Here is a 22,598-nt window from a genome sequence, read left to right as displayed (position 1 = left end):
CCTTGGTGTGTAGGGTAAATGCTTGTAGCCTATATCTGGAAAGGAATTTCGCGATTTGAGCGGACTTTTTATACCGTTTAGCAAAAACTCTTTTCCTGTAAGGATTTCAGCGATTTCTTGCATAGTAAGTTCGGAAGAGCCTCCGTTTTTAAAATTACCGTTTGAGCCTCCGTAGCCGCATTTCATGCAATGCGGTTACGAGATGACTAAGATTTAGATCGAAGTAACTGTTGCTTTTTCGCCATCTGCCGGCGACGCCTTTCTTCCGTTAAGCTGTCGTAGCAGTGGGGACAAGAAATCGCAAATTCGTATTTTTTAGAGGCTTTATCTTCTTCAGAAATGGGATATCCGCAACTGAGGCACATTTCGTAACGACCGGGTTCCAAACCATGTTTGACCGCCACCCGTTCGTCAAATACGAAACATTCTCCTTCCCACAAACTCTCGTCTGCGGGAACGTTTTCTAAATATTTTAGAATTCCACCTTTAAGGTGATAAACTTCTTTGAATCCGTGTCTTAACAAATAAGACGTGGCTTTTTCGCAGCGAATTCCGCCCGTGCAAAACATCGCAATTTTCTTGTTTTTTGCCGGATCGAGTGTTTGTTGGACGTATTCGGGAAACTCGCGAAACGATCGCGTGTTGGGATTTTTTGCCCCCTTGAACGTGCCGATTTCCACTTCGTAATCGTTGCGAGTGTCGATGAGCGTCACGTCGGGATCGGAAATAATTTGATTCCACTGTTCGGGATTCACGTAAGTTCCTACGCGATCGCGCGGGTCGATATTCGGTTGTCCGAGGGTGACGATTTCTCGCTTCAGTCGCACTTTCATCCGCTCGAACGGCGGAATTTTCGCAGTGGATTCTTTATGTTCCAAGTCCGCCAGACGGGGATCGCGACGTAGTTCGTCCAACACTGCATCGATCGCCTCTCGGCTTCCGGCGATCGTGGCGTTAATGCCTTCTTCTGCGAGTAAAATCGTCCCTTTGACGGCGCGATCGCGACAAAATTTTAGTAACGGTTCTCGCTTTTCTGCAAAATCGCGCAAACGGACGAATTTATAAAACGTGGCAACGACAACGCTCATAAGGACACTAGGACACTCAAATCGTAAGATCTACTATTTTGACAGGGTTGTGACAGCGATCGACGCTTGAGTTTAGAATATTAAAAAAATTTCACACTGCTAACATCTCAAGTTGAGGTCAGCCTCTGACTTTTCCATCGCTGTTGTCTGTCGCTTCTGTTCGCACAACTCCCGAACGCTATGACTGTCACCAATTCCAAAATGTCACAATCGGTTCAGTATCCTGAAGTTACCATCGAACGTGCCAGACGAGCCGTGCGCTGTTCGCCATTTCTACTCAAACTCTACATCGCCATGCGCGAGGAAGGCGTATTTCTCGGCGAAATCGCGGGAACGGCTGGCTTTAAAGCGGGATATACGGAAATTCCGATTCCAGAACTCAATGCCGAAAACGATCTGTTATGGCTGATTAACGTGGGTGTGTTGCGCCGGGAAGTGGACGGACAGGGGATTACAGACAGTTTCCGCCTGACGCCGTTAGGCCGCTTGGTGGTGCGGGAATGGCAGGAACATGGGGAGTCGTGGCAAGGGACTTTAACGACGTTCGATCGCATGACGAATTGGTTGCGGCGTTGGTTGCGTTTGCCCTTCTAATCGTCTCCGCCATAACCCGATTCGATCGATTAAGATCCCCTCTGTACGAGATCCCCGGCATTTCCAAGATACCGGGGATCTGACCCTTGATGTTTTCTCTTCTCATCAATGGAGCGATCGCGATTCACCCAACAAAAAACCCCGGCTGGGTGTCGTGCCGGGGTTAACTATCAGGGTGCATCTACCGTTCTATACTTCCCGGCGGAGGGGGACTCGTCCGGAAAAGATCGGAAAAATGCGATGCCCCAAACGCTTCGATTAAACTTTTGACAAAACGAACACGCTACCGACGTTACCGCGTCCGATGCGTAAATCTTCGTCGAGATAGGTAATTTCTAGCCAACCGCTGCGCTCTCCTGGAGTAATCTCGAAATCGACGGCGAAGAATTTTTTCCCCGATTCCATCGCTTCAATAAACGCATCGGGATTTTGATAGCCGATGAGTCGCTGCAATCCCACCACGAATCGTTGAAATTTTACGTCAACGCGACGGGTGGAGGTGGGTTGGAACGTTGCCGCAACGCTCACCATACCTTCGAGATAGGGAATGCCTCGCAGTTCGGCGATGTTATAGATTTTGCGATCCTTGACGCGGATACATTGGTAAATTTGCCCGAGGTTGTAAACGGGAAAGCGATCGATCCCTAAAAGTTCGTCGCTGGTGGTGTACAACAGTCGCCAGTTTCCCTCGAGGAGTTCGGCGGCTTCGATGGGGTTGGGGGTGGGGTTGCGATCTTCGAGACGCGCTACCGCCGAAAGAATGGCGGTTTTATCGGTTTCGGTGGCCAGCAAGCCGCGATTTTTTCCAGCGATCGCCTGTAACAGTTCGTCTTTTCCAAGCATAAGTCCGCCAATTTAAGTTTTAAAGGGGTTTCGATTCCGAACGATTACTCGAGAGATTCAATTTTGAGGATATCGAATTTCAGCAAATAGGAAACCGTGCGATAGAGACGAACGCCGCGAAGCGATCGCGGGGAAATCTGCCATTGTCGAAACATCTCTTCGATGGAGATCGCGCCCCGTTCTTTCACCAATTCGACAAGCTTCGCTGTTTCTTCTGGAGACAGACGGCGAGAACTGCCCAAGGTGTTCGTCCACAGTTGAAACAACTCCGCCCTCGCTTGGGGCGATGCCATTTGACCGAGGGTCAACCGCACTTGGGGCGTCAGCGTTTGCGTGGGATAGTGGGCGAAGGCGCGAAAGGGATCGTCGCTAATCGGATAGGGCGATCGCTCGCTCTCGAGAGGCGCACACATCGACTGACTGGCGCGTTGTCGGGCTAAATCCAGCCACAACTCCTCATAAGCGCCAATGACGACCCGCCAATCGTACATCTGTCGCGCCCGTTGGCGGCCGTTTTCCCCCAGACGCTGGCGCAACTCGCGATCGCCCATCAGCCGCCGTAAAAATTCCGCACAAGCATCGATGTCGATGGCCGTGGCGATCGCACTTTCCCCGACGAAGGTACTGTAATTGACGCGATCGTTAAAATAGTCGAACGCCAAATCTCCCCCCGTTCCCGGTGGCGGTAACAGCGTCGGAACGCGAAACCCGTCGATATTGTGGCGGACGGATTCTTTATACCCGTTCCAATCGGACACGACGACGGGAAGCCCCGACGCCATCGCTTCGATCGGGGTCAAACCGAAGGTTTCTTGAATGTTATCCGCAAGCGAAATAAAAATATCTGCCGCAGTCCAAATGTGGCGGCGAATTTCGGGCAAGCGTCCGTCGACAAACAGCGCGATCGCCGAAGGACAGTATTTCTTCGCCGCCGCTTTAAACGCCGCTTCGTCTGCGTCCGACTCGAACCATCCCGCTTGAATCAAGTGAACCCGTTGTTTGAACGGTTGCGGAAGCTGCCGTACCGCCCGTTCCACCGCGAGATACATGGGGACGGGGTGGGCTTTAGCGTAAGAAATCAACCGCCCCACGAACAAAATCGCGATATCGTCTTCGGGAACGTTCAATTCTTGGCGCAGGCGTTGGCGGGCCTCTGTGGCGTCGCGTCCCTGGGGAAACGCCGTGCAGTCTACGCCGAGGGGAATCACGGGAAGGCGGACGTTCGCGTTGGGTTTGCATCCGGTACGTCGGGCGAGGTAATCTCCCCAACTGTCGAGGAGATGTTCGACACCCCGTTTGACGGCGTCCGAGGTGCAAATCAGAGCGTCCCAGGGTTGAACGGGGGCGATGAGGAGTTCGCTAACCGCCTCCATGACGGCGCGACTGGCGGTGGTGTGGGTGATGCCGCACAAGCTATAGGTGCGAGGGTCGCTGAAACGGCGTTTCCAGGCCAATTCGCCAATTCCGGGCGAGGGATGGTACAACAGTCCCGCTTTGGAAGCGGAGGTGGGGTCGTCGCTGGGCAACCATACGATCGCTCGCTCTCGAGAAGTCCAGCCCCGGACGCGATCGCAAAATTCGCGAAACGAGTCTTCCGATGGAGTCGAACAGTACAGGGTTTCGGCTTGGCTGTAGCGTGCGAGACCTTTGAGAAAACCTTCTCCTGCTGACTGACGCCCGAGTAACCGCTTTCCGCTGGTGTCGTATCCGTCTTTAATGTAGAAAATTGCAGCGCTCCGGTGCATAAAAGGAAACGGTAACGGTACGCCGCCCCATTATACGAGAGCGAGAGGTTTCGCTCGACTCTCGGTGTGGGAAATTCGAGAGACGAGGGCGCGATCGCCGAGCGCAACGCGATTTTGTCGAAACGCGAGGGTTCGATCGGCGTGGGAGTACCCAACAAAAAGGTAAGAAAATCGATGAAACGGAAAGTACGGAAAGCGCTTTAGGACTTAAAAGGAAATGCCTAAACTTAGAAGTAAGGAGTTTAGAGTGTGCTGGGAACTGACTGGTGAAAATTCTGTTGGTCGAAGACGACGAACAATTGGTTGAGTTACTGAGTCAGTATCTCAGCGAGTGCAACTATATTGTCGATGTCGCGAAGGACGGGCAAACGGGACTCAACTACGCTCGGACGTTCGATTACGACCTGCTCGTCTTAGACGTGATGTTACCCAAACTCGACGGCATTGGGATTTGTCGGTATTTGCGATCGCAACATTATCAAATGCCGATCTTGCTGTTGAGCGCCCTCGAAACCAGCCACGATAAAATTAGCGGACTCGATGCCGGAGCCGACGATTACGTCGTCAAACCCGTCGGCGTCGAGGAACTTCTCGCCCGTATTCGCGCTTTGTTGCGACGGGGACGGTACGCGCGGCCGCCCGTTTTGACGTGGGAGCGCCTGTGTCTCGATCCGGCCACCTGCGAAGCGACCTACAACAATCGATCGCTGTCGCTGACGCCAAAAGAATACGCCCTGTTAGAGTTATTCTTACGTTACCCGTCTCGGGTCTTCGATCGCGAAACGATTATCGCTCATTTGTGGTCTTTAGAAGAACCCCCCACGGAAAATACAATTCGCGCTCACGTTAAAGGCTTGCGGACGAAACTCAAAGCGGCTCGCGCGCCCGCCGACTTAATCGAAACCGTTTACGGTGTCGGCTATCGTCTCAAAAATATTGACGACATGACTTCTACCCCGCCGATCGCAAACTCGACGATGCAGACTCAGCCCAACTCGAATCCGACGCTCGACGCCATCCAACAAGTTTGGACTCGAGTTAAGCCGAGGGCGCTGCAACGAGTCGAAACCATCGAGCGGGGAGCCAACGCGATCGAAGACGGCGGTAACGACGGCGATCGCCATCTCGCCCGTCAAGAAGCCCATCGCTTGGCAGGGTCGTTAGGCACCTTCGGCTATCGTTACGGATCGCAACTCGCCCGTCAAATCGAAGCCTTGCTGTCGAAGGAAGAACCCCTCGTCGAAGCCGAACAGAGACAGTTATGGCAGAGTTTAGTCGAACTGCGCCAACAACTGGCCGGCGATCCCGAACCGCTCTCCATCGAACCGCCGCCGACGATGCCCGCTCCCGACCGGCGGCTGTTGTTGATCGTCGATGACGATACGCTGTTAACGATGCAGATCGCTGAAGATGCGAAAACGTGGGGGTTAGAAACCCAGGTGGCGACGACGGTGCGTCAGGCGCGACAGGCGATCGTGGAAACTCCGCCGAGTCTGATTCTGCTCGATCTCAATTTTCCCGAATCGGACGAGGACGGGTTGATGTTGCTCGAAGATTTAGCCCGCAACCGTCCTGAGATTCCAGCGATCGTGTTGACGGTGCGGGATAGTTTTAACGATCGCCTGGCCGTGTCGCGGTTGGGGGCCCGGGCGTTTCTACAAAAACCCTTAACGACGACGCAGATCTTAGAAACGACATTGGAAGTATTGCAGCGATCGAACACGGCGGCGAAAGTCCTCGTGGTGGACGACGACGTACAGGAACTGGCGTTATTGAAAGCGTTGTTGCAGCCCTGGGGATTGCAAGTCGAAACCCTCAGCGAACCGCGTCAGTTTTGGCGAATCCTAGAAGCGTTTACGCCGGATTTACTGGTGTTAGATTTGGAAATGCCCGATTACAGCGGCATCGAACTCTGTCAGGTGGTTCGCAACGAACCGCAGTGGCGCAAACTTCCGGTGTTGTTTTTGACGGTTCGCACGGACGCCGATACGGTCAATCGTATTTTTCGGGTCGGTGCCGACGATTACGTGAGCAAACCCATCGCCGGGCCGGAGTTGATCGCGCGATTGTTCAACCGTTTAGAGCGCACGCAACTGTTACAAAACCTCGCCGAACTCGATCCGCTCACGGGAGTCTCGAACCGGCGGAAGTCGAGTTACGACATTACGCGATTGCTGCGAACTTGCGCCCGCGAACGTCGGGTTTTGTCGTTTGCGCTGCTGGATATCGATCGCTTCAAGCAGGTCAACGACTGTCACGGCCACGCGGCGGGCGATTTGGTGTTGCATCGCTTTGGGGAGGTGTTGCGAGAGTCGTTTCGCCCGAGCGATGTCGTCGGACGCTGGGGAGGAGAGGAGTTCGTCGTGGCGGCGATCGATACTCTGAAAGTCGACGGCGTGCGACGACTCTCGGAGGTGTTACGAGACTGGAGACAGCAGACGTTTACCTTAGACGACGACGTGATGTTAAACGTGACCTTTAGTGCGGGAGTCGCTCAATATCCCGAGGATGGGGAAGATTTGCAGACGTTGTATCGGGCGGCGGACGAGGCGTTATATCGGGCTAAAAATGCAGGGCGCGATCGCGTTTTTGGGGTATCGACGTAATCGCGGTGCGATCGCCGATCTCGTCTTTTTCGACCCGCTACGACCGAGCGATCGGATATGTTTTTCGTGTTTCATCTCTCACCTGTACTTTTTGCGTATTCTGTCAAGTCTATTCACAAATTCTTCATACAAATTCGTTAAGCTCGTAAATAATAGCTGAGATTTATCGTGAAAATGACAAACGAAAATCGACGTATTCTCATTGTGGACGACGAACGAGATATTCGAGAGGTCACACAGATCGTCCTCGAATTAGAAGGGGGTTGGGAGGTCGTCACAGCCAGTTCGGGCGCTGAAGGGATCGCCGTCGCCGTTCGCGATCGCCCCGATGCCATTTTGTTAGATGTGATGATGCCGGGCATGGACGGTTTAGAAACCTTGAAACAGCTTCGGGAACGCCCAGAAACGCAGGCGATCCCCGTGCTTTTCTTGACTGCGAAAGGTCAAGGCAAAACGCCGCCGGAATGGGGCGAACTCGGGATTTCCGCTGCCATCTCCAAGCCGTTCGATCCCTTAAAGCTCGTCCCTCAAATTTGTAGCCTTCTTAACTGGAATAGATCTGAATAAATGTTCGGTCGAGGTTCGATTTGCTTTTAACAACCGGTCGCTGTGTTAAGATTTTCAAAAAGTTCGGCACTTCACAACTTCTTCACAATCACCCTTTACAGTGATGGGTATAGCATCTCAAGTATAAGAGAGGTGGATAAAAATGACGAACGACTGCCCTTGTTGTTCCTCTAAACTTCTACGCCATGTCGCTCATGGTAAGATTTATTGGTTTTGCCCTCACTGTCACGAAAAAATGCCAGATTTTTCGACCGTGCGGGTTTTAGAGCGCTCGATCCCCGCTTTAGTTCGCGCATCTCACTAATGGTTCGTGTAGTGGAGTCAGCTAGGAATTTTGTAAAACAAATTTAAACCAAAATCGCGCATAAAGCGGGATTGTCGCGGAAAATCGTTATCGTTTTCCCTCGGCGATCCCGTTTCTGCGATCGCCCGGAAAATTGCCGATCGCATATAGTAGTTAAAAAGGGAATTCGAGGCATGGGTGATGGGTCTAGAGTCAACCCTGCTGCAAAGGCTAATCGCTATGATGGCTCAGCTCCAAAAAGAGTTGCAGCACTATCGCCGTTGTTATGACAGTCTCCCCGTCGCACACCTCCAACTGAACCGACAGGGAACCGTACTGAATGCCAATCGCGTCGCCGCCACTCTCTTTGGCGATACATCAGAAACCCTAACGGGAAAATCCATCTTCGAGTGCCTCGAAAAAGGCGATCGCCCGAAATTTGCAGCCTTTCTCGACCGCGTCGGCGAGACGACTTCCCCACAAACGAGTCGTTACTCTTTGCGCCGCCGAGACGGGAGTGGGGTGTCGGCGATCGCCCGCGCGTCCGCGATCTCGACCCTCGCGGGAGAAGAACGCCTGCTCTTGGTGTGGGAAGAAGTTCCTCAAGCCTCCGAGCCGTTAGAAGCCGAGCCAGTAACAGAGACCCGTTCGCAGCAACAAGAGCGTTACGAACTCGCTCTCACCACGGGCAAAGTGGGCATTTGGGACTGGAACCCGATCGCTCGAGAACTCTACGTTTCTCCCAACTTGCAAGCCCTCTTAAGCGGCGACGGCGGCGAGCCACTCGACAACCTCGAGGCGTGGTTCGACTGCATTCACCCCGACGATTGCGAGACGGTTCGCCACCGAATTCAGACCTGTCTCGAGGGAACCTCGCAAACTTGTAACTTCGAGTATCGCGCGTTATCCCGAGACGGGATCTCTCGCTGGTTTTTAGTTCGAGGACAGATTTGGCGAGACGAACGGGGGCGTCCCCAACGCGCGATCGGCTCGAATACCGACATTAGCGATCGCAAACAGGCCGAAGCCGCCCTTCAAGACAGCGAAACTCGCTTCCACAACCTGGCCGCCAACGTTCCGGGTACGATCTTTCGCTACGTTCTCCATCCCGACGGTTCCGACGAAATTACCTATGCCAGTTCCGGCTGTCAAAGTTTGTTCGAGATTTCTCCCGAAGCTGCCTGTCGAGATACCAGCTTTCTGTTAGAAACGATGCATCCGGGCGATCGCGATCGCGCCGCGAGATCGATTCAAACCTCAGCCGAAACCTTACACCCTTGGTCTTTAGAATGGCGCGTGACGACACCGTCGGGTCGCCAAAAATGGCTTCAGGGTATTTCTCGTCCCGAACGCCACCCCGACGGACGCATCGTCTGGGACGGCGTCATTTTCGATGTAACCGATCGCAAACTGGCGGAAGAAGACCTCCAAACCCTCGCGCAACGGTTGCTCACCGTCATCGAAACGGTTGGCGAAGGCATTACCCTCAGTGACGAAGCCGGAACCTTTGGCATTTTCAACCAAAAAATGGAGGACATCACCGGCTACAGCCTGGCAGAAGCCAACGCCGACCCACCGTTGGGAGCGCGTTCTCCCGTACCGGGAACGGACGGAACGCACCACAGCTTCCTCGCTACCCTCTATCCCGACCCTGAAGACTATGCTCGAGCCTGCGAGCGACTCGAGGTCGTCCGGCATCGCGGTAGCCTTCACGATATCGAAACCACGATTCGCGCCAAAAACGGCAGCCTCAAAACGTTGCTCGTATCGACGACGTTTCTCGCCCTACCCACCCGCGATCGCGACGATCGCCCAACGCGCAGTTGTTATCTGAGTGCCTACCACGACATTACCGATCGCTCTCGCGCCCTCGCCGAACTGCGTCAGAACCAACAGTTCGTCCAAGCGATCGCCGACGCGACCCCACAAATCATCTACATCGTCGATATCTCGACCTTACAAATCGTTTACGTCAACTCGCAACTCTCAGAAATCCTCGGCTACGATCCCGATGAGGTTCGACAACGGAGCGAAGCGTTTTTTGCCGAAACCTGGTATCCCGAGGACACCCCCCGTTTGCTCGACTTCATCCGAAGTTGGCGAGACGTTCCCGACACTCGAGTTCGAGAGATCGAGTATCGGATGTACCACGCCGACGGTCGCCTGCGTTGGTTGCGATCGCGCGACGTGGTATTTAAACGCGATGCCGAGGGCAAGACTTTGCAAGTGTTGGGAACGGCCAACGATATCACCGATCGCAAACAGACCGAGCAACGACTGCGCGATCGGGAATCTCAACTCGACACCGTCGTCAACAGTACCTCCGACGGCATCGCGATCGTCGATCGTGCCGGTATCGTTTGCTTTGCCAACGCTGCTGCTGCCCGATTGTTCGATCGCTCTCTCGACGAACTCATCGGATGGGAGTTCGGCCGGCCGATCGCGCCAGACGACTCCGTCGAACTCGACCTGTTGCGTCCCGACGGGCGATCGCTCCCGGTCGAAATGGCTGTGGCGGAAACCCACTGGCTCGGTCGTTCCGCTTACGCCCTGTCCTTGCGGGATATCAGCCGCCGCCGCCAAACCGAAGCCGCACTACTCGAAAGCGAGCTGCGGTTTCACCAGCTGACCCACAACATCGATTGCGTGTTTTGGATCGTCGATCCGACCGTCGAAACTGTTCTCTACATCAGTCCAGCCTACGAAACCATCTGGAAGCGATCGCGTGCCGACCTTTACGATAACCCTCACCGCTGGTTCGATGCCATCTATGCCGAAGATCGCGATCGCCTCGAAGCTTCGTTGTTTTGGCAAGTTAGCCTCGAGAAACCCTTAACGCTGGAGTATCGCATCGTGCGACCCGACGGGATGCGCTGGATTCGCGATCGCTCCTTTCCGATACGCGATCCCGACGGAACGGTCACCTGTATCGCCGGAATTGCCGAAGACATTACCGAAGCCAAACGCATTCAAGCGTCCCTGCGCGCCAGTGAAGTGGCGCTTCGGGCTAGTCAAGAGCGTCTCAACAACGTCTTAGGGTCGATCGACGATTTGGTGTGGTCTCTCTGCGCGCAAACCTTGCAACTGCTTTACGTCAGTCCCGCCTTGGTTAAAATCTACGGACGAGAGCCGACAGACTTCATCGAGCAACCCCATCGCTGGGAAAACGTCGTGTATTCGGGCGATCGCCATCGCTTCAAACAAGCGTGGAACGACCTGTTCGACCTCGGAGAGTTCGATCTCGAATATCGCATCCTCCGTCCCGATAAAACGGTTCGCTGGGTGCGAGGACGTGCGCGTTTGGTACGAGACGAACGTGGCGATCCCCTCCGTATCGACGGCATTACCAGCGACGTCACCGATCTCAAACGCACCGAACGGGCCCTCAAAGCCAGCGAAGAACGGTTTCGCTCTCTCGTGGCCAACCTCACGGGGGCAATTTACCGATGTTTACCCGACGAGTACTGGACGACGGTATTTATCAGCGATGCCATCCAAGACATTACGGGATATTCCCCCGGCTCGTTCCTCCACAGTCCGACGTTTTGGTCGCAAATTATCCATCCCGACGACCTCGATCGCATCTCAAACTCGATTAACAGCACGGTTTCCCGACACGAACCCTACAGCTTCGAGTACCGCATTCGCTGCGCCGACGGGAGTATCCGTTGGCTTCACGAAAAAGGTCGGGGGTTGTGGGACGAATGGGGAAATTTGGTCTATCTCGACGGCACGATTTTGGATATCACCGTTCGCAAAGAAGCCGAAGAACGCCTCAGACAACAAGCTCAGCGCGATCGCCTGCTCAATACCCTCACCCAACGCATTCGCCGTTCCCTCGACCTCCAACAAATTCTCGACAACACCGTTCGCGAAGTACGTCACTGTCTCGGCGTCGAACGAGTGTTAATTTTTCGACTGCTCGAGAACCGTCTCGCCCGCGTGGTTAGCGAATCGGTCGCCGAAGGCTATCCCCAAAGTGCGGGCATGGAATTTCCCGACGAAGAGTTTCCCCGCGATTGTTACGATAACTACTGCCGAGGACTGCCTCGCATCGTGTCCGATGTCGAAACCGATCGCTTCGCCCCCTGTTTGGTCGATTTCATGAAACAGATGCAGGTGCGATCGAAGGTCGTCGTGCCGATTCTCAAACCCTTTGAGGATCGTTCCCCACTCTGGGGGCTGCTGATCGCCCATCAATGCCGTCAGGTGCGATCGTGGAGCGAGGGCGAAGTCGAAATGCTCGGACAACTGGCCGCGCAAGTCAGCCTCGCCATCCAACAAGCGGATCTTTACGCTCAAGTGCAATCGAGCGAAGCTCGCTTGCGGACGATGTTCGAGCAAGCCGCCGTTGGAATCGCGATCGGCAATCTTCAAGGGCAGATTTACGAGGCCAATCACAAATTTTGCCAAATTCTAGGATACGAGCTTGACGAACTGCTGGGGGTTTCGTTCGAGCAGTTTACGCATCCCGAGGATTTAGAGCGCGAGTATCGATACATCCAAGCGTTAGTTGAAGGGCAAACTCAGGGGTACTCTCTCGAAAAACGCTATTTTCGCAAAGACGGCTCGATCGTCTGGGTGGAACTGACCCTGTCTGCGTTTCAACACACTTCGGGATCGGAGGCGGCATTTTACTATTTAGGGATCGTTCGAGATATTACCGATCGCAAACAGTATCAAGCCGCGTTGGAAAACTTGCGCCGCCGCTACGAACTGATTTTGACCTCTGCTGGAGAGGGGATCTGCGAGTTAGACCGAGATGGAAACATCGTCTTTTGCAACCCCACAGCGGCTCGAACCCTCGGCTACACGACCGAAACCCTCATCGGCATCGCCGCTAACGATCTGGTGGCGACTCCCCCCTCTCGAGAGTTAGGGGCGTTCGAGAGCGATCGGGAGGCAGCGGTGACGGTTTGTCCGCTCACGAACGACAGCGGCGACACGCCGACGACGTGTCAAGCCTTGCGGTGCGACAATCCCACACGACAAGCCGTGTTTCGCCGTCGCGACGGATCGACGTTTCCCGTCGATTACATTTGTACGCCGATTCTGTGCGATCGCGAACATATCGGGGCTGTGTTGACGTTTAAAGATATTACCGAACGCCAAGCCGTCGAGCAGATGAAAAACGAGTTTGTGTCGATCGTCAGTCACGAACTGCGAACGCCCTTGACTTCGATGCGCGTGGCCTTGGGATTGTTGGCCGCCGGGAAACTCGGTCAGCTTCCTCAGAGAGCTACGGATCTCATTGAAATCGCATTGAAAAACACCGATCGCCTCGCTCGACTCATCGACGATTTGCTCGATTTTCAACAGCTCGAATCCGGCCGCATCACGCTCGATCGCACCCCGCGTTCGCTCGAGAAGTTGTTGGTTCAGAGTATCGAAATTATGCAAGCCATGGCCGATCGCGATGGTATCGTTCTGACCTTAGATCCCCTCTCGGATAGCTTGAAACGCGCGAAATTGTGGGTCGATGGCGATCGTACCATCCAAGTCTTGACAAATTTAATTAGTAATGCTATAAAATTTTCTCCTTCGGGGACGACTGTAACCCTCAGTGCGTTTGAGACCTCTCTACAACGAGTAAAGTCGTCGCAAGCCGCGTGCATTCAGGTGTGCGATCGCGGCCGGGGCATTCCGAGCGATCGCATCGACAGTATTTTCGACCCCTTCCAACAAGTCGATGCCTCTGATTCCCGCCAAAAAGGAGGAACGGGTTTGGGATTAGCAATCTGTCGCCGTCTCGTCCTCGAACACGGCGGCCGCATCTGGGCTGAAAACCGTCCCGGTGGTGGGACTCGAATGTCTGTAGTGTTACCGATTTGGGAAGGAGATGATGAGGAGTCGTAGGGTGCCGTGACGCGGGCGTCAAAATCCCGTCGAAGTCAGCAGAAGGGAGTATTACCGCGTCACGCACCGCCCTCACAGGCAGATGGGGAGATTTCACATCATCCCATCATCCGGCGCTCTCTACCACCAATTGCGATCGCCCGACTCGTCAGTTCTCGCTTGTCGGATAACGTCGGAGATTTCTTCGGCATCTCTGACGTGGTGCAGGGCTTTTTGTTCGCCGTCTGGGGTGTCGATGACAAAATACGTGGGAACCACGAGGCGATCGAACACATCGACGGTATCGACAGCCACTTGTTGGGCTTTCTCTTCGATGTTTTGCGACTCGTCTGCAATGCGATCGCCGGGATTGACGGTTAAGCGTTCGCTAAAGGATTGCATAAATTAACCTCTGCGTTGTTTGTTCGGTGTGAAGTTCGACCTTCACTTCCAACCTAACGCCGAGAATCCCATTGTTTCCTCTATCGTCCGTTCCAATTGCGAATTTGCAAAAGTCTGTCGATCGAAAGATAACACCCCCCTTCAACGATGCGATCGCCATAAACCCCGTAGGGGCGTTGTACTTTACACACAACGCCCCTACGAAAACCAAATCAATATCGCCTGTCTACACCTTCATGGTTTGAGAACCCGCATCTTGGGAACTGGCGTCGTCCTCGTTATACTCCAAATCCCGAGGCGCACCGCAAGCCGAAACCGTTCCCGCAAAATCCACGTCGGCGGCCAGTTCTGGATGTTCCTGTTTGCGTTTGGCGATTTCTTCCCGCGAGAGGATTTTCGTTTCGTCGAAACCCAGTTCGATTTCCATCCCCAACCCTTTCTGTTTGACGCGGCTGAGGTTGTAAAACCGCTTGTTCAACGTCGTTTGAGCGAAGGCTTTCAAACATCCCAACAAATATTTGCGTTTAAAGGGATCTTTAACGAACCAATACTCTAACGTCTTCCACAGATAGAAGCGGGCGTAGTTCCGCAACACGCCTTTGAGAACGTCTTCCCGTTCCATCGCGTCCGGTTTCATAATCGGCGTCACGAAGTTGTACTGGGAATAATCCCGCACTTCCACGCGATCGCCCAAATCTTCAAACAACTCGGAAAACGGCCAGGGCGTGAACATATTCCAGTTTGCCATGTCCGGTTTCCAATCCCGCGCCATACGATAGGTTTCTTCGATGGTGTCGGGGGTTTCGTTTTCTAGCCCCATGATAAACTGCGCTTCGGCGACAATCCCGTTGTCTTTGAGCAGTTTAATCGCCCGTTTGTTCTCTTCGATCGTTGTTTCTTTGCGGAACAAATTCAGCTTCAGTTGTGCGGCGGCTTCCGTTCCCAGAGACACGTGAACTAAGCCCGCTTTTCGATACAATGCCAACTCGTTTTCGTCCCGCAAAATATCCGTTACGCGGGTATTAATACCCCAGTGAACGTCGAGATCGCGCTTAATCATCTCCTCGCACAATGCCATAAAGCGAGGTTTATTGATGGTGGGTTCTTCGTCAGCGAGAATGAAAAATCCGACGTTGTACTCTTTGACGAGTTTTTCGATTTCGTCAACGAATTTTTCGGGGGTGCGAGAACGGTATTTCCGCCAGAATTTCCACTGAGAACAGAAGCGACAGCGGAAGGGGCAACCTCGGGCGTAGTTAGGAACCGCCAAACGCACGTTAAGGGGCGTGTAGTAGTAATCGTTCCAATCGAGTAAATCCCAATCGGGATCTAGGGTATCGAGATCGCAAATGGGAGGATGGGCTTCGGTGGCGACGACTTGTCCGTTTTCGAGAAAGGCGATACCTTTGATGTCGTGGCGATCGCGTTTGTCGGAACCGCTTTCGATCGCCCGCATTAAGTTAACCGTAATTTCTTCCCCTTCACCGCGAATAATGTAGTCCACCCAGGGCGCTTCGTGCAGCACCTCGGAATACATATACGTCGGGTGAATGCCCCCCATAATCGTAACGGCGTTGGGGCAAGCTTCTTTAGCGATTTGCAGCGTTTTTTGGGATTGGTAAATCATCGGCGTGATCGCCGTTGCCATCACCACATCGGGCTGGTTTGCTTCGATAATGGTGCCGAGGGTTTCGTCGTCAATGTACTTCGTCATCGCATCGACGAAACGCACGTTATCGAACCCGGCTTTTTTCAACGCGCCGCCCACGTAGGGAACCCAACTCGGCGGCCAGTTTCCGGCAATTTCTGCACCGCCAGAGTGGTAGTTGGGTTGAATCATTAAAATCTTCATAGGGCTTTCGATCGAAGTCTAGAATGACAAGGTTCGGACTAACAAGTCAGAGGGTTTATCGAATTCGATCGAGATTTTGTTTAAAAATCTTTAGAAAAATTTCGCAATAGAAAGGGATGAGAATCTCGATCGATTATCTTAAAGCAATTTTGTTAAAGGAGTTTCACCACAGAGACACAGAGGACACAGAGGTAGAAGGAGAAAACTCGAGGCGTATGGCGATACGCCTCGACTGAGAGAGGATTAGATGGCTTTCGAGAACCGCTGGTGTTGGCGTTCTTTGGTGTAAGCGTCGAAGGCAAAGGCAATGTTGCGGATGAGAAGCCGTCCGCTGGGGGTGACTTCAATGCGATCGGGGAAGTTAATTAACAAGCCATCGTCTTCTAAGTCTTTTAACTCGGCTTCTTCTTCAGAAAAATAGGTATCGAAATCGATGAGATATTTGTTTTCGATTTCCCGTTTGTCGAGGCGGAAGTGACACATCAATTCCATGATAATTTCACGGCGCATGATGTTGTCGTCTTCGGCGAGATGAACGCCTTTTTCGATGGGTTGTTCTTGGCGATCGATCGCGTTGTAGAAGTCTTTGAGGCGTTTGTGGTTCTGCACGTAAACGTCGTGCAGCATACTGATAGACGTGACGCCAAATCCAAACAGTTCGGAATCGGGCTGGGTGGTATAGCCTTGGAAGTTGCGATGCAGTACCCCTTCCCGTTGTGCGATCGCCAACTCGTCGTTGGGTTTGGCGAAGTGATCCATCCCAATGAAGACGTAGCCGCCTTCGGTGAGTTTGTCGATCGTCATGTGGAAGATTTCCAGTTTCTCCGCTGCTTGGGGTAAAGCTTCTACCGGAAGGTTTTTCTGAACGGGTTTCATCCAGGGAACGTAAGCGAAGTTGAACACCGCCACGCGATCGGGATCGAGACGCAGGGTTTTGTCGATGGTGTCGCGGAACGTCTCGAGGGTTTGGTAGGGTAAGCCGTAAATCAGATCGACGTTGACGCTTTCAAATTTGGCTTCGCGAATCCAACTCATGACGTTGAAGAGCATTTCTTCGGGTTGGATGCGGTTGATGGCTTCTTGAACTTTGGGATCGAAATCTTGGATACCGAAGCTGATGCGGTTGAAGCCGAGTTTTCTTAAGAAGTGGATGTAGTTGCGATCGACGTAGCGGGGATTGACTTCGATCGAGATTTCGGCGTTTTCGGCAAAAGTGAAGTGTTCGTGGATTTTGTTCCACAACATTTCCACGTGTTCCGGGGTGAGGTAGTTCGGGGTTCCGCCGCCCCAGTGCAGTTGAACCACCGGGCGATCGCGATCGATTAACGCCGCCGTCCGTTCGATATTTTTAAAGAGGTATTCTAAATAGGGATTGACAACGCGATCTTTCAATCCCGTGATAATCACGTTGCAGCCGCAAAAGTAGCAGGCACTTTCGCAAAAAGGAATGTGAAAATAGAGAGAGAGCGGTGTTTTTTTAGCGTTGCCCCGTTCGATGGCAGCTTTAAATTCTTCTTCTGTAAACTCGCCGTGTAGCTCTGTAGCGGGGGGATAGCTGGTGTAGCGAGGGGTGGGGCGATCGTATTTAACCAGTAACTCAGAATTGAAACGAACGGTTTGAGTCAGTGCTTCCATTGGTATTTGAATCTGAAAAGATCTGAAATGGTTCGATGTTTGAATTCAGTATTTTTTTGAATTCAATAAAAAATTAGTCGAAATGGGTTAGAAAATTTCTTACTCGATCGACCGGTGCTTGTCAGTTTAACGGTTAGTTTTGAAGTTTTTTAGAAAAACTTCAAAAAAGATAGAAAAGATCGATCGAGTAAAAAACGGTCGGTGTCGGTCGAAAGCTGTGTGTAGAGGAGGGAAACGTTAACTGAGGCCCGAATCCCCCCAATTTCCTAGGTTGCGTTGAAACCTATTGTAAGAAAAGGTAGATTGGATCGAGAGATAAAACCCAACCTACACTACTCCGTCGGAACTAAATTTGCAGGTTGTCCGGGGGCGCGTTCGGTACTTCCCGGTTTGTCTTGGCGCGTCACCAAATCGAAAACGTGGTCGCCGATCGCGGCTTTCACCTCGTCTTCCAAATCGTGCATGACGTTGCGGTTGAGTTCAAAGGCCAAGTTCGCTTCGTCTACAATGCGAGGGGCGATATCGTCAGATACCGGTAAGGCGTTGAGGGTGTCGCGGTAGCGGAATTTAAACGCTCGTCGCGCTTCCGGGGTGGGAATCGCATCGAATTCGTGTAACCCGGTTCCTTTGTCTTCCGGTAAATCTAACGCCGATCGCGCGATGTTTCGCAGGCTTTGTCCGCCAGACAAATCGCCCATATACCGGGTGTAAGCGTGCGCCACCAGCAATTCGGGTTGAGTTGCGGCCACTTCCCGAATGCGATCGACGTACACTTTTCCGGCTTCCACGGGGGCGATTTCCTCGCGCCAGTTGTCACCGTAGTAGTAAGCGAGATCGGCTTCCAGTTTCGCGGTGCGGTTGAGTTCGGGGAAGTAAATCCCTTTGACGGCGGGATTGTCCAAATGGTTTTGGATTTCTTCCTCAAGGGCGCTATAGACCAAATATAAGTTTGCGAGGAGTTTGCGGAACGGCTCTCGTTCCACGATCCCTTTGAGGAAGCATTTCATAAAAGCGGTGTTTTCGGCTGCGGTGTGGGAGTGCTTCGTCCCTTCCCGTAACAAACCTGCTAAATTGCTACTCATATGCCTGACCAAAGCGTTTTTATACTTTAATCACTTTATAGCGATTAAACAGAACGACAAGGGGGAGTTCTCAAAACTTTACATTTCGAGGCATTGGGGTAAGTAGAATTGCTTAACTTCGTTTCATTTAAGATCCCCGGCATCTCCAAGATGCCGGGGATCTGGCGATCTGGCTTGTATTCAGAAAATCGAGCTATTGCTTTTCCGTTTTCAACTCGTAAATGTGAAACTGACGAAACCCGCCGAGGGTGTGAGCTTCAACCGCCGGAACGCCGGGAATCGGAACCGAAAACTCCGTATGGTACAAACTGAAAAGGACAAAGTTTTGGCGATTCGTGTTGTTGGCGACGAGGCGTTGCAACTCCGGTTGACTCGACTCCACCACAGACTCACAGGTATTTTGCAACGGACCCGCTTGACTGCACGCTTCCTCTTTTAAATAGGTTGACAGTCGATCGCCAGCGTACTCCTGATAAGCAGTTTCGCCAGGGTTCGTCACCGCCATCGCCGCTCCCACTCCGAGAACCACGACTCCAGCTCCAACAACAGCTTTCATAGATGTTTGGATTTCCTCAACACAGGGAACGAAGTTAAGTTGCTTCCTCTTCCATGTTAGCCACGTGCGCCAAAATCTCGAGCGGTTGGCTGTTTTTAAGCTGCTGTAACTGGGTTTCGTCGCGCACCAGCAAGGCTCCCGCGAATCCCAAGGCGTTGACGGAAATTCCCTCGAAGCGATCGCGCACTCGGGGAACCACCATCATCCACTCTCGCGTCGCCAAGAGGTTGTAGGGTTTCGTTTGTCGCTCTGTCGTCGGTTCCCCGTCGAGGAGGTTCACGGCGTTTAACAGGCGGTAATAGGTTTGTAAGACGGTTTCGGCGTCGGTGTCGGGAGTCAAAGGTGCGATCGCGTGAGGGAAGGGAAAACTCGGGGTTCGTCCGATGTCGCCGTCGTATTGCGTGCGAGCGATCGCCCGTTCGATGGGAAGTCGCCCCCCATCGGGCATCATGGGAAGGGGAACCAGTTGTAAGTGTTTGTGTTTCTGACTGGCTCCGGCTTCTCTTCCACCGTTATAAAACGCCAAACCGTCGATTTGCTGCAAACAGACTTGCATCGCCTCGAAGTCAGACGCGGTGAGCCAGGTTTCCTGATGCTCGAAATGACGAGTCACGATCAGAAGATGGTGTTCGACAACGTTAAACTTGTTTAACAAGCAAAGATGAGTTTTGGAAATGTCGGCGACAAAGAGGTTTTTTTCGTAAGGAAGAAAGGGATTGAAATCTTTTTCCGTTTGTTTTAACTGCTGTTTTCGGTTTTTTTGAGCTTTTTCTTTCCTAGCCAAATTTGAGACAATTCGCACCAGAAATCGCACGTCTCCTCGTTCGAGGTATTCGTAATTCGTAGGAATCGGTTGCAGCGCACCGCAGTCGAGGGCGTATTGCGTCTGTTCGAGAGTGCGTTTCCAGAGGGTGTCGGGTTGCAGGAGAATCGGCGTCTCAAGGGTGGATTGTCCGTCAGACATGGTGAATTTTTAGAGGTTCCTGTAATTTTCAATACTTTTTTTATGGTAGCGATCGCCCCTTTACAATTCTGAGGTTTTCGCAATATATCGTTACAATAACTGAAATTGGGCGTTCCCTCTCCGACGCGCCCGACCTCAGAACACCCAATAATTACAAGCCATTATGCAGACATACAAACCCAGCGAGCGATCGCCCCTTTCCTACAGTCGCGAAGATTGGAAACGGGGCTACCTGTCCCAAACCCAAGAGTCGGCGTACTGGATAGACGACATCGAGGGAGAAATTCCCCCAGACTTAACCGGAACCCTGTTTCGCGTCGGCCCCGGTTTGCTCAACATCGGCGACTATCCCGTCAACCACCCCTTCGACGGCGACGGAATGGCCTGTGCGATCGCCTTCAAAGACGGTCGCGCCTTTTTTCAAAACCGCTTCGTGCGTACCCAAGGGTTTGTCGAAGAACGAGAGGCGGGAAAACCCCTCTATCGTGGCGTGTTCGGAACCCAAAAACCCGGCGGTTGGCTGGCGAACCTCTTCGATTTGCGCCTCAAAAACATCGCCAACACCAACATTATCTACTGGGGCGGTAAACTGCTGGCGTTGTGGGAAGCGGCCGAACCCCATCGCCTCGATCCCCACACCCTAGAAACCGAAGGACTCGATCGCCTCGACGGACTCCTCGATACCGGAGATGCGTTTTCCGCACACCCCCACATCGACCCCGCCTCGCAGTTCGACGACGGAAAACCCGTTCTCGTCAACTTCTCGGTAAATCCGGGGTTGTCCACCGACATCACCATTTACGAATTCGCCCCGGACGGAACGCTTCTCCGCCAACACACGCACGCGATTCCCGGTTTCGCCTTTCTCCACGACATGGCGATTACACCGAACTACTGCGTCTTTTTCCAAAATCCCGTTACCTTCAACCCCCTTCCTTATATTTTGGGATTTCGCGGTGCGGCGGAATGCGTGAAGTTCGACCCCGACGCCCCCACGAAAATCGTCTTGATTCCCCGCGACGGTTCGCGCAACGTGAAAATTGTCGAGACGGAACCCTGTTTCGTGTTCCACCACGCCAACGCTTGGGAAGACAACGGAGAGGTGGTCGTGGATTCGATTTGTTACGAGTCGTTCCCGCAACCGGACTCGGATTCGGATTTTCGCGACGTGGATTTCAGCCAGATTCCCGAGGGTCAGTTGTGGAATTTCCGGGTGAATTTGCAGAATGAGAACGTCCGTCACGAGGTTATCGAACGCCGCTGTTGCGAGTTCCCCGTGTTACATCCCGAGACAGTGGGACGGAAAAATCGATATTTATTCATGGGAATCGCCCACCCCGAACGAGGAAACGCACCGTTACAGGGCGTTATGAAGGTCGATCGCGAAACGGGGACATCTCAGGTGTGGAGTTTTGCGCCTCGCGGGTTTGGCGGCGAACCGGCGTTCGTTCCGCGTCCGGGTGCGACGGAGGAAGATGACGGATGGGTGCTGTTGTTGGTGTACGACGCCGAAAAGCATCGATCGAAGTTGGCGATTTTCGATGCAAAATCCATCGACGCCGGGCCGATCGCTCAGTTGCACTTAAAGTATCATATTCCCTACGGACTGCACGGGAGTTTCACGTCGGAGTATTTCGGACGATAGGGAATGCGTTGAATTTCCGCCTCGGGGCGTTGTCGATCGCGTCTCGAGGCGATTTGTCATCAAAATCAGTCGTGAGGAAGAGGATATCGGTCGAACTGCGATCGCACGATCGAATTGAGACAAGCCTACAGACGAGTTTTTGGAGCCAATACCGTGGAAAATCTCGAACACCAACGTTGCGAACCTTGTAAGGGAACGTCCCAACCGTTGAGCCAAACTGAAGTTGAAGAACTTCAATCTCAGATTCCGTCTTGGGAGGCGATCGAGGAATATGGAGAGTTACATCTCCAACACACTTATCAGTTTCCAGATTTTAAAACTGCACTCGAATTTACCCAACGCGTGGGGGAGGAAGCTGAAAAAGAAGGTCATCATCCGGTATTGTTGACCGAATGGGGAAAAGTCACGGTGACCTGGTGGACTCACGCCATTAACGGACTGCATCGCAATGATTTTATTATGGCGGCGAAAACCGATCGGATTTCCAAAGAGTTTGAGTGAAAAAGTATTCAAAACCAACCATCAAATTACGATCTTATGTTAAAAAATCAATAAGAACTGGCAGATTAATATTGCGATCGCATGGCATCGTATTAAATATTATCTAATTTTATGCGAAATCCATTAGGACTTACGCACTTCAGCGCTAACCACACTCAAGGTAGTGGTGGGCAATGCTCACCCTGCTAATGATGTAAATGTGTAAGTTCTGTCCGTTTTAAAACGCTGTTTCTTTGTGATTTTCACTAAAAATTCGGGTCAGAAGCGTTGAATGATAGTAAAGATAGACAAATATTGCTCGAATAATCTATAATTGTAGAGAGAACTAAATTCTAAGTATATGACAGCAATGATGGAATCTAACTTTCCCAAAATTGTCAAGCAGTATCTCGGAGATCTT

Annotated in this window: 15 protein-coding genes; 6 read left to right on the top strand and 9 right to left on the bottom strand. The window is 52.5% G+C overall.

All coding sequences use genetic code 11. From position 1 onward, the window contains the following. Positions 1-206: 206 nt before the first annotated feature. Positions 207-1,088 carry an oxygen-dependent tRNA uridine(34) hydroxylase TrhO gene (gene trhO / locus POG22_RS16525; protein WP_063717799.1) on the bottom strand — a complete coding sequence of 294 codons (882 nt, stop codon included), beginning with the start codon at positions 1,086-1,088 and terminating at the stop codon, positions 207-209. Between the two features lie 180 nt (positions 1,089-1,268). Here trhO and POG22_RS16520 point away from each other — a divergent pair, with 180 nt between their 5' ends. After that, positions 1,269-1,682 carry an Npun_F0494 family protein gene (locus POG22_RS16520; protein WP_063717798.1) on the top strand — a complete coding sequence of 138 codons (414 nt, stop codon included), beginning with the start codon at positions 1,269-1,271 and terminating at the stop codon, positions 1,680-1,682. A 258-nt stretch (positions 1,683-1,940) separates the two neighbouring features. Here the strand turns inward: POG22_RS16520 and POG22_RS16515 are convergent, their stop codons facing one another. Continuing rightward, positions 1,941-2,525, bottom strand: coding sequence for a PAP/fibrillin family protein (locus tag POG22_RS16515; RefSeq protein ID WP_017658618.1), 585 nt, complete (start codon positions 2,523-2,525; stop codon positions 1,941-1,943). 44 nt (positions 2,526-2,569) lie between these two features. After that, complete coding sequence (locus POG22_RS16510; protein ID WP_498906470.1) at positions 2,570-4,270, bottom strand: glycosyltransferase family 4 protein; 1,701 nt, start codon at positions 4,268-4,270, stop codon at positions 2,570-2,572. 266 nt (positions 4,271-4,536) lie between these two features. Between POG22_RS16510 and POG22_RS16505 the strand changes: the two genes are divergently transcribed. The 3 genes from POG22_RS16505 to POG22_RS16495 all read left to right on the top strand — a co-directional run bounded on the left by POG22_RS16505 (position 4,537) and on the right by POG22_RS16495 (position 13,582). Then, positions 4,537-6,876, top strand: a complete 2,340-nt coding sequence (locus POG22_RS16505) for a response regulator (RefSeq protein ID WP_498906468.1) — start codon at positions 4,537-4,539, stop codon at positions 6,874-6,876. A 174-nt stretch (positions 6,877-7,050) separates the two neighbouring features. Further along, complete coding sequence (locus tag POG22_RS16500) at positions 7,051-7,443, top strand: response regulator (protein WP_063717795.1); 393 nt, start codon at positions 7,051-7,053, stop codon at positions 7,441-7,443. Between the two features lie 523 nt (positions 7,444-7,966). Then, positions 7,967-13,582, top strand: a complete 5,616-nt coding sequence (locus POG22_RS16495) for a PAS domain S-box protein (protein WP_498906467.1) — start codon at positions 7,967-7,969, stop codon at positions 13,580-13,582. A gap of 120 nt (positions 13,583-13,702) precedes the next feature. Here POG22_RS16495 and POG22_RS16490 read toward each other — a convergent pair whose 3' ends face one another. From POG22_RS16490 to POG22_RS16465, 6 genes are all read right to left on the bottom strand, one after another. Beyond that, positions 13,703-13,963, bottom strand: a complete 261-nt coding sequence (locus tag POG22_RS16490) for a hypothetical protein (RefSeq protein WP_498906466.1) — start codon at positions 13,961-13,963, stop codon at positions 13,703-13,705. A gap of 226 nt (positions 13,964-14,189) precedes the next feature. Beyond that, a complete protein-coding gene (gene bchE / locus POG22_RS16485) occupies positions 14,190-15,815 on the bottom strand; it encodes a magnesium-protoporphyrin IX monomethyl ester anaerobic oxidative cyclase (protein WP_063716664.1) in 1,626 nt (541 codons plus the stop codon). Positions 15,816-16,058: 243 nt separating this feature from the next. After that, positions 16,059-17,450 carry an oxygen-independent coproporphyrinogen III oxidase gene (hemN, locus tag POG22_RS16480; RefSeq protein WP_498906465.1) on the bottom strand — a complete coding sequence of 464 codons (1,392 nt, stop codon included), beginning with the start codon at positions 17,448-17,450 and terminating at the stop codon, positions 16,059-16,061. Positions 17,451-17,782: 332 nt separating this feature from the next. Continuing rightward, a complete protein-coding gene (locus POG22_RS16475; RefSeq protein ID WP_063716666.1) occupies positions 17,783-18,532 on the bottom strand; it encodes a biliverdin-producing heme oxygenase in 750 nt (249 codons plus the stop codon). 193 nt (positions 18,533-18,725) lie between these two features. Next, entirely contained in the window at positions 18,726-19,088 is a 363-nt protein-coding gene (locus POG22_RS16470) for a DUF4359 domain-containing protein (RefSeq protein ID WP_017662602.1), read from the bottom strand. Between the two features lie 34 nt (positions 19,089-19,122). Then, positions 19,123-20,052: an ATP adenylyltransferase family protein gene (locus tag POG22_RS16465; protein WP_498906464.1), complete on the bottom strand. Its 930-nt coding sequence runs from the start codon at positions 20,050-20,052 to the stop codon at positions 19,123-19,125. 163 nt (positions 20,053-20,215) lie between these two features. Here POG22_RS16465 and POG22_RS16460 point away from each other — a divergent pair, with 163 nt between their 5' ends. Together POG22_RS16460 and POG22_RS16455 are read left to right on the top strand one after the other, a co-directional pair. Continuing rightward, positions 20,216-21,697 (top strand): carotenoid oxygenase family protein, encoded by a 1,482-nt coding sequence (locus POG22_RS16460; protein WP_498906463.1) that lies wholly within the window; start codon positions 20,216-20,218, stop codon positions 21,695-21,697. A gap of 153 nt (positions 21,698-21,850) precedes the next feature. Further along, complete coding sequence (locus POG22_RS16455) at positions 21,851-22,198, top strand: 4a-hydroxytetrahydrobiopterin dehydratase (protein ID WP_498906461.1); 348 nt, start codon at positions 21,851-21,853, stop codon at positions 22,196-22,198. Positions 22,199-22,598: the final 400 nt, after the last annotated feature.

Origin of the sequence: Geitlerinema sp. CS-897, from assembly GCF_028368005.1 — a bacterium.
In the GTDB taxonomy this organism is placed as follows: Bacteria; Cyanobacteriota; Cyanobacteriia; order Cyanobacteriales; family Geitlerinemataceae; genus Baaleninema; species Baaleninema simplex.
Note: the sequence above shows the minus strand (reverse complement) of the source record. Positions and strands in the feature narration are given on the sequence as shown.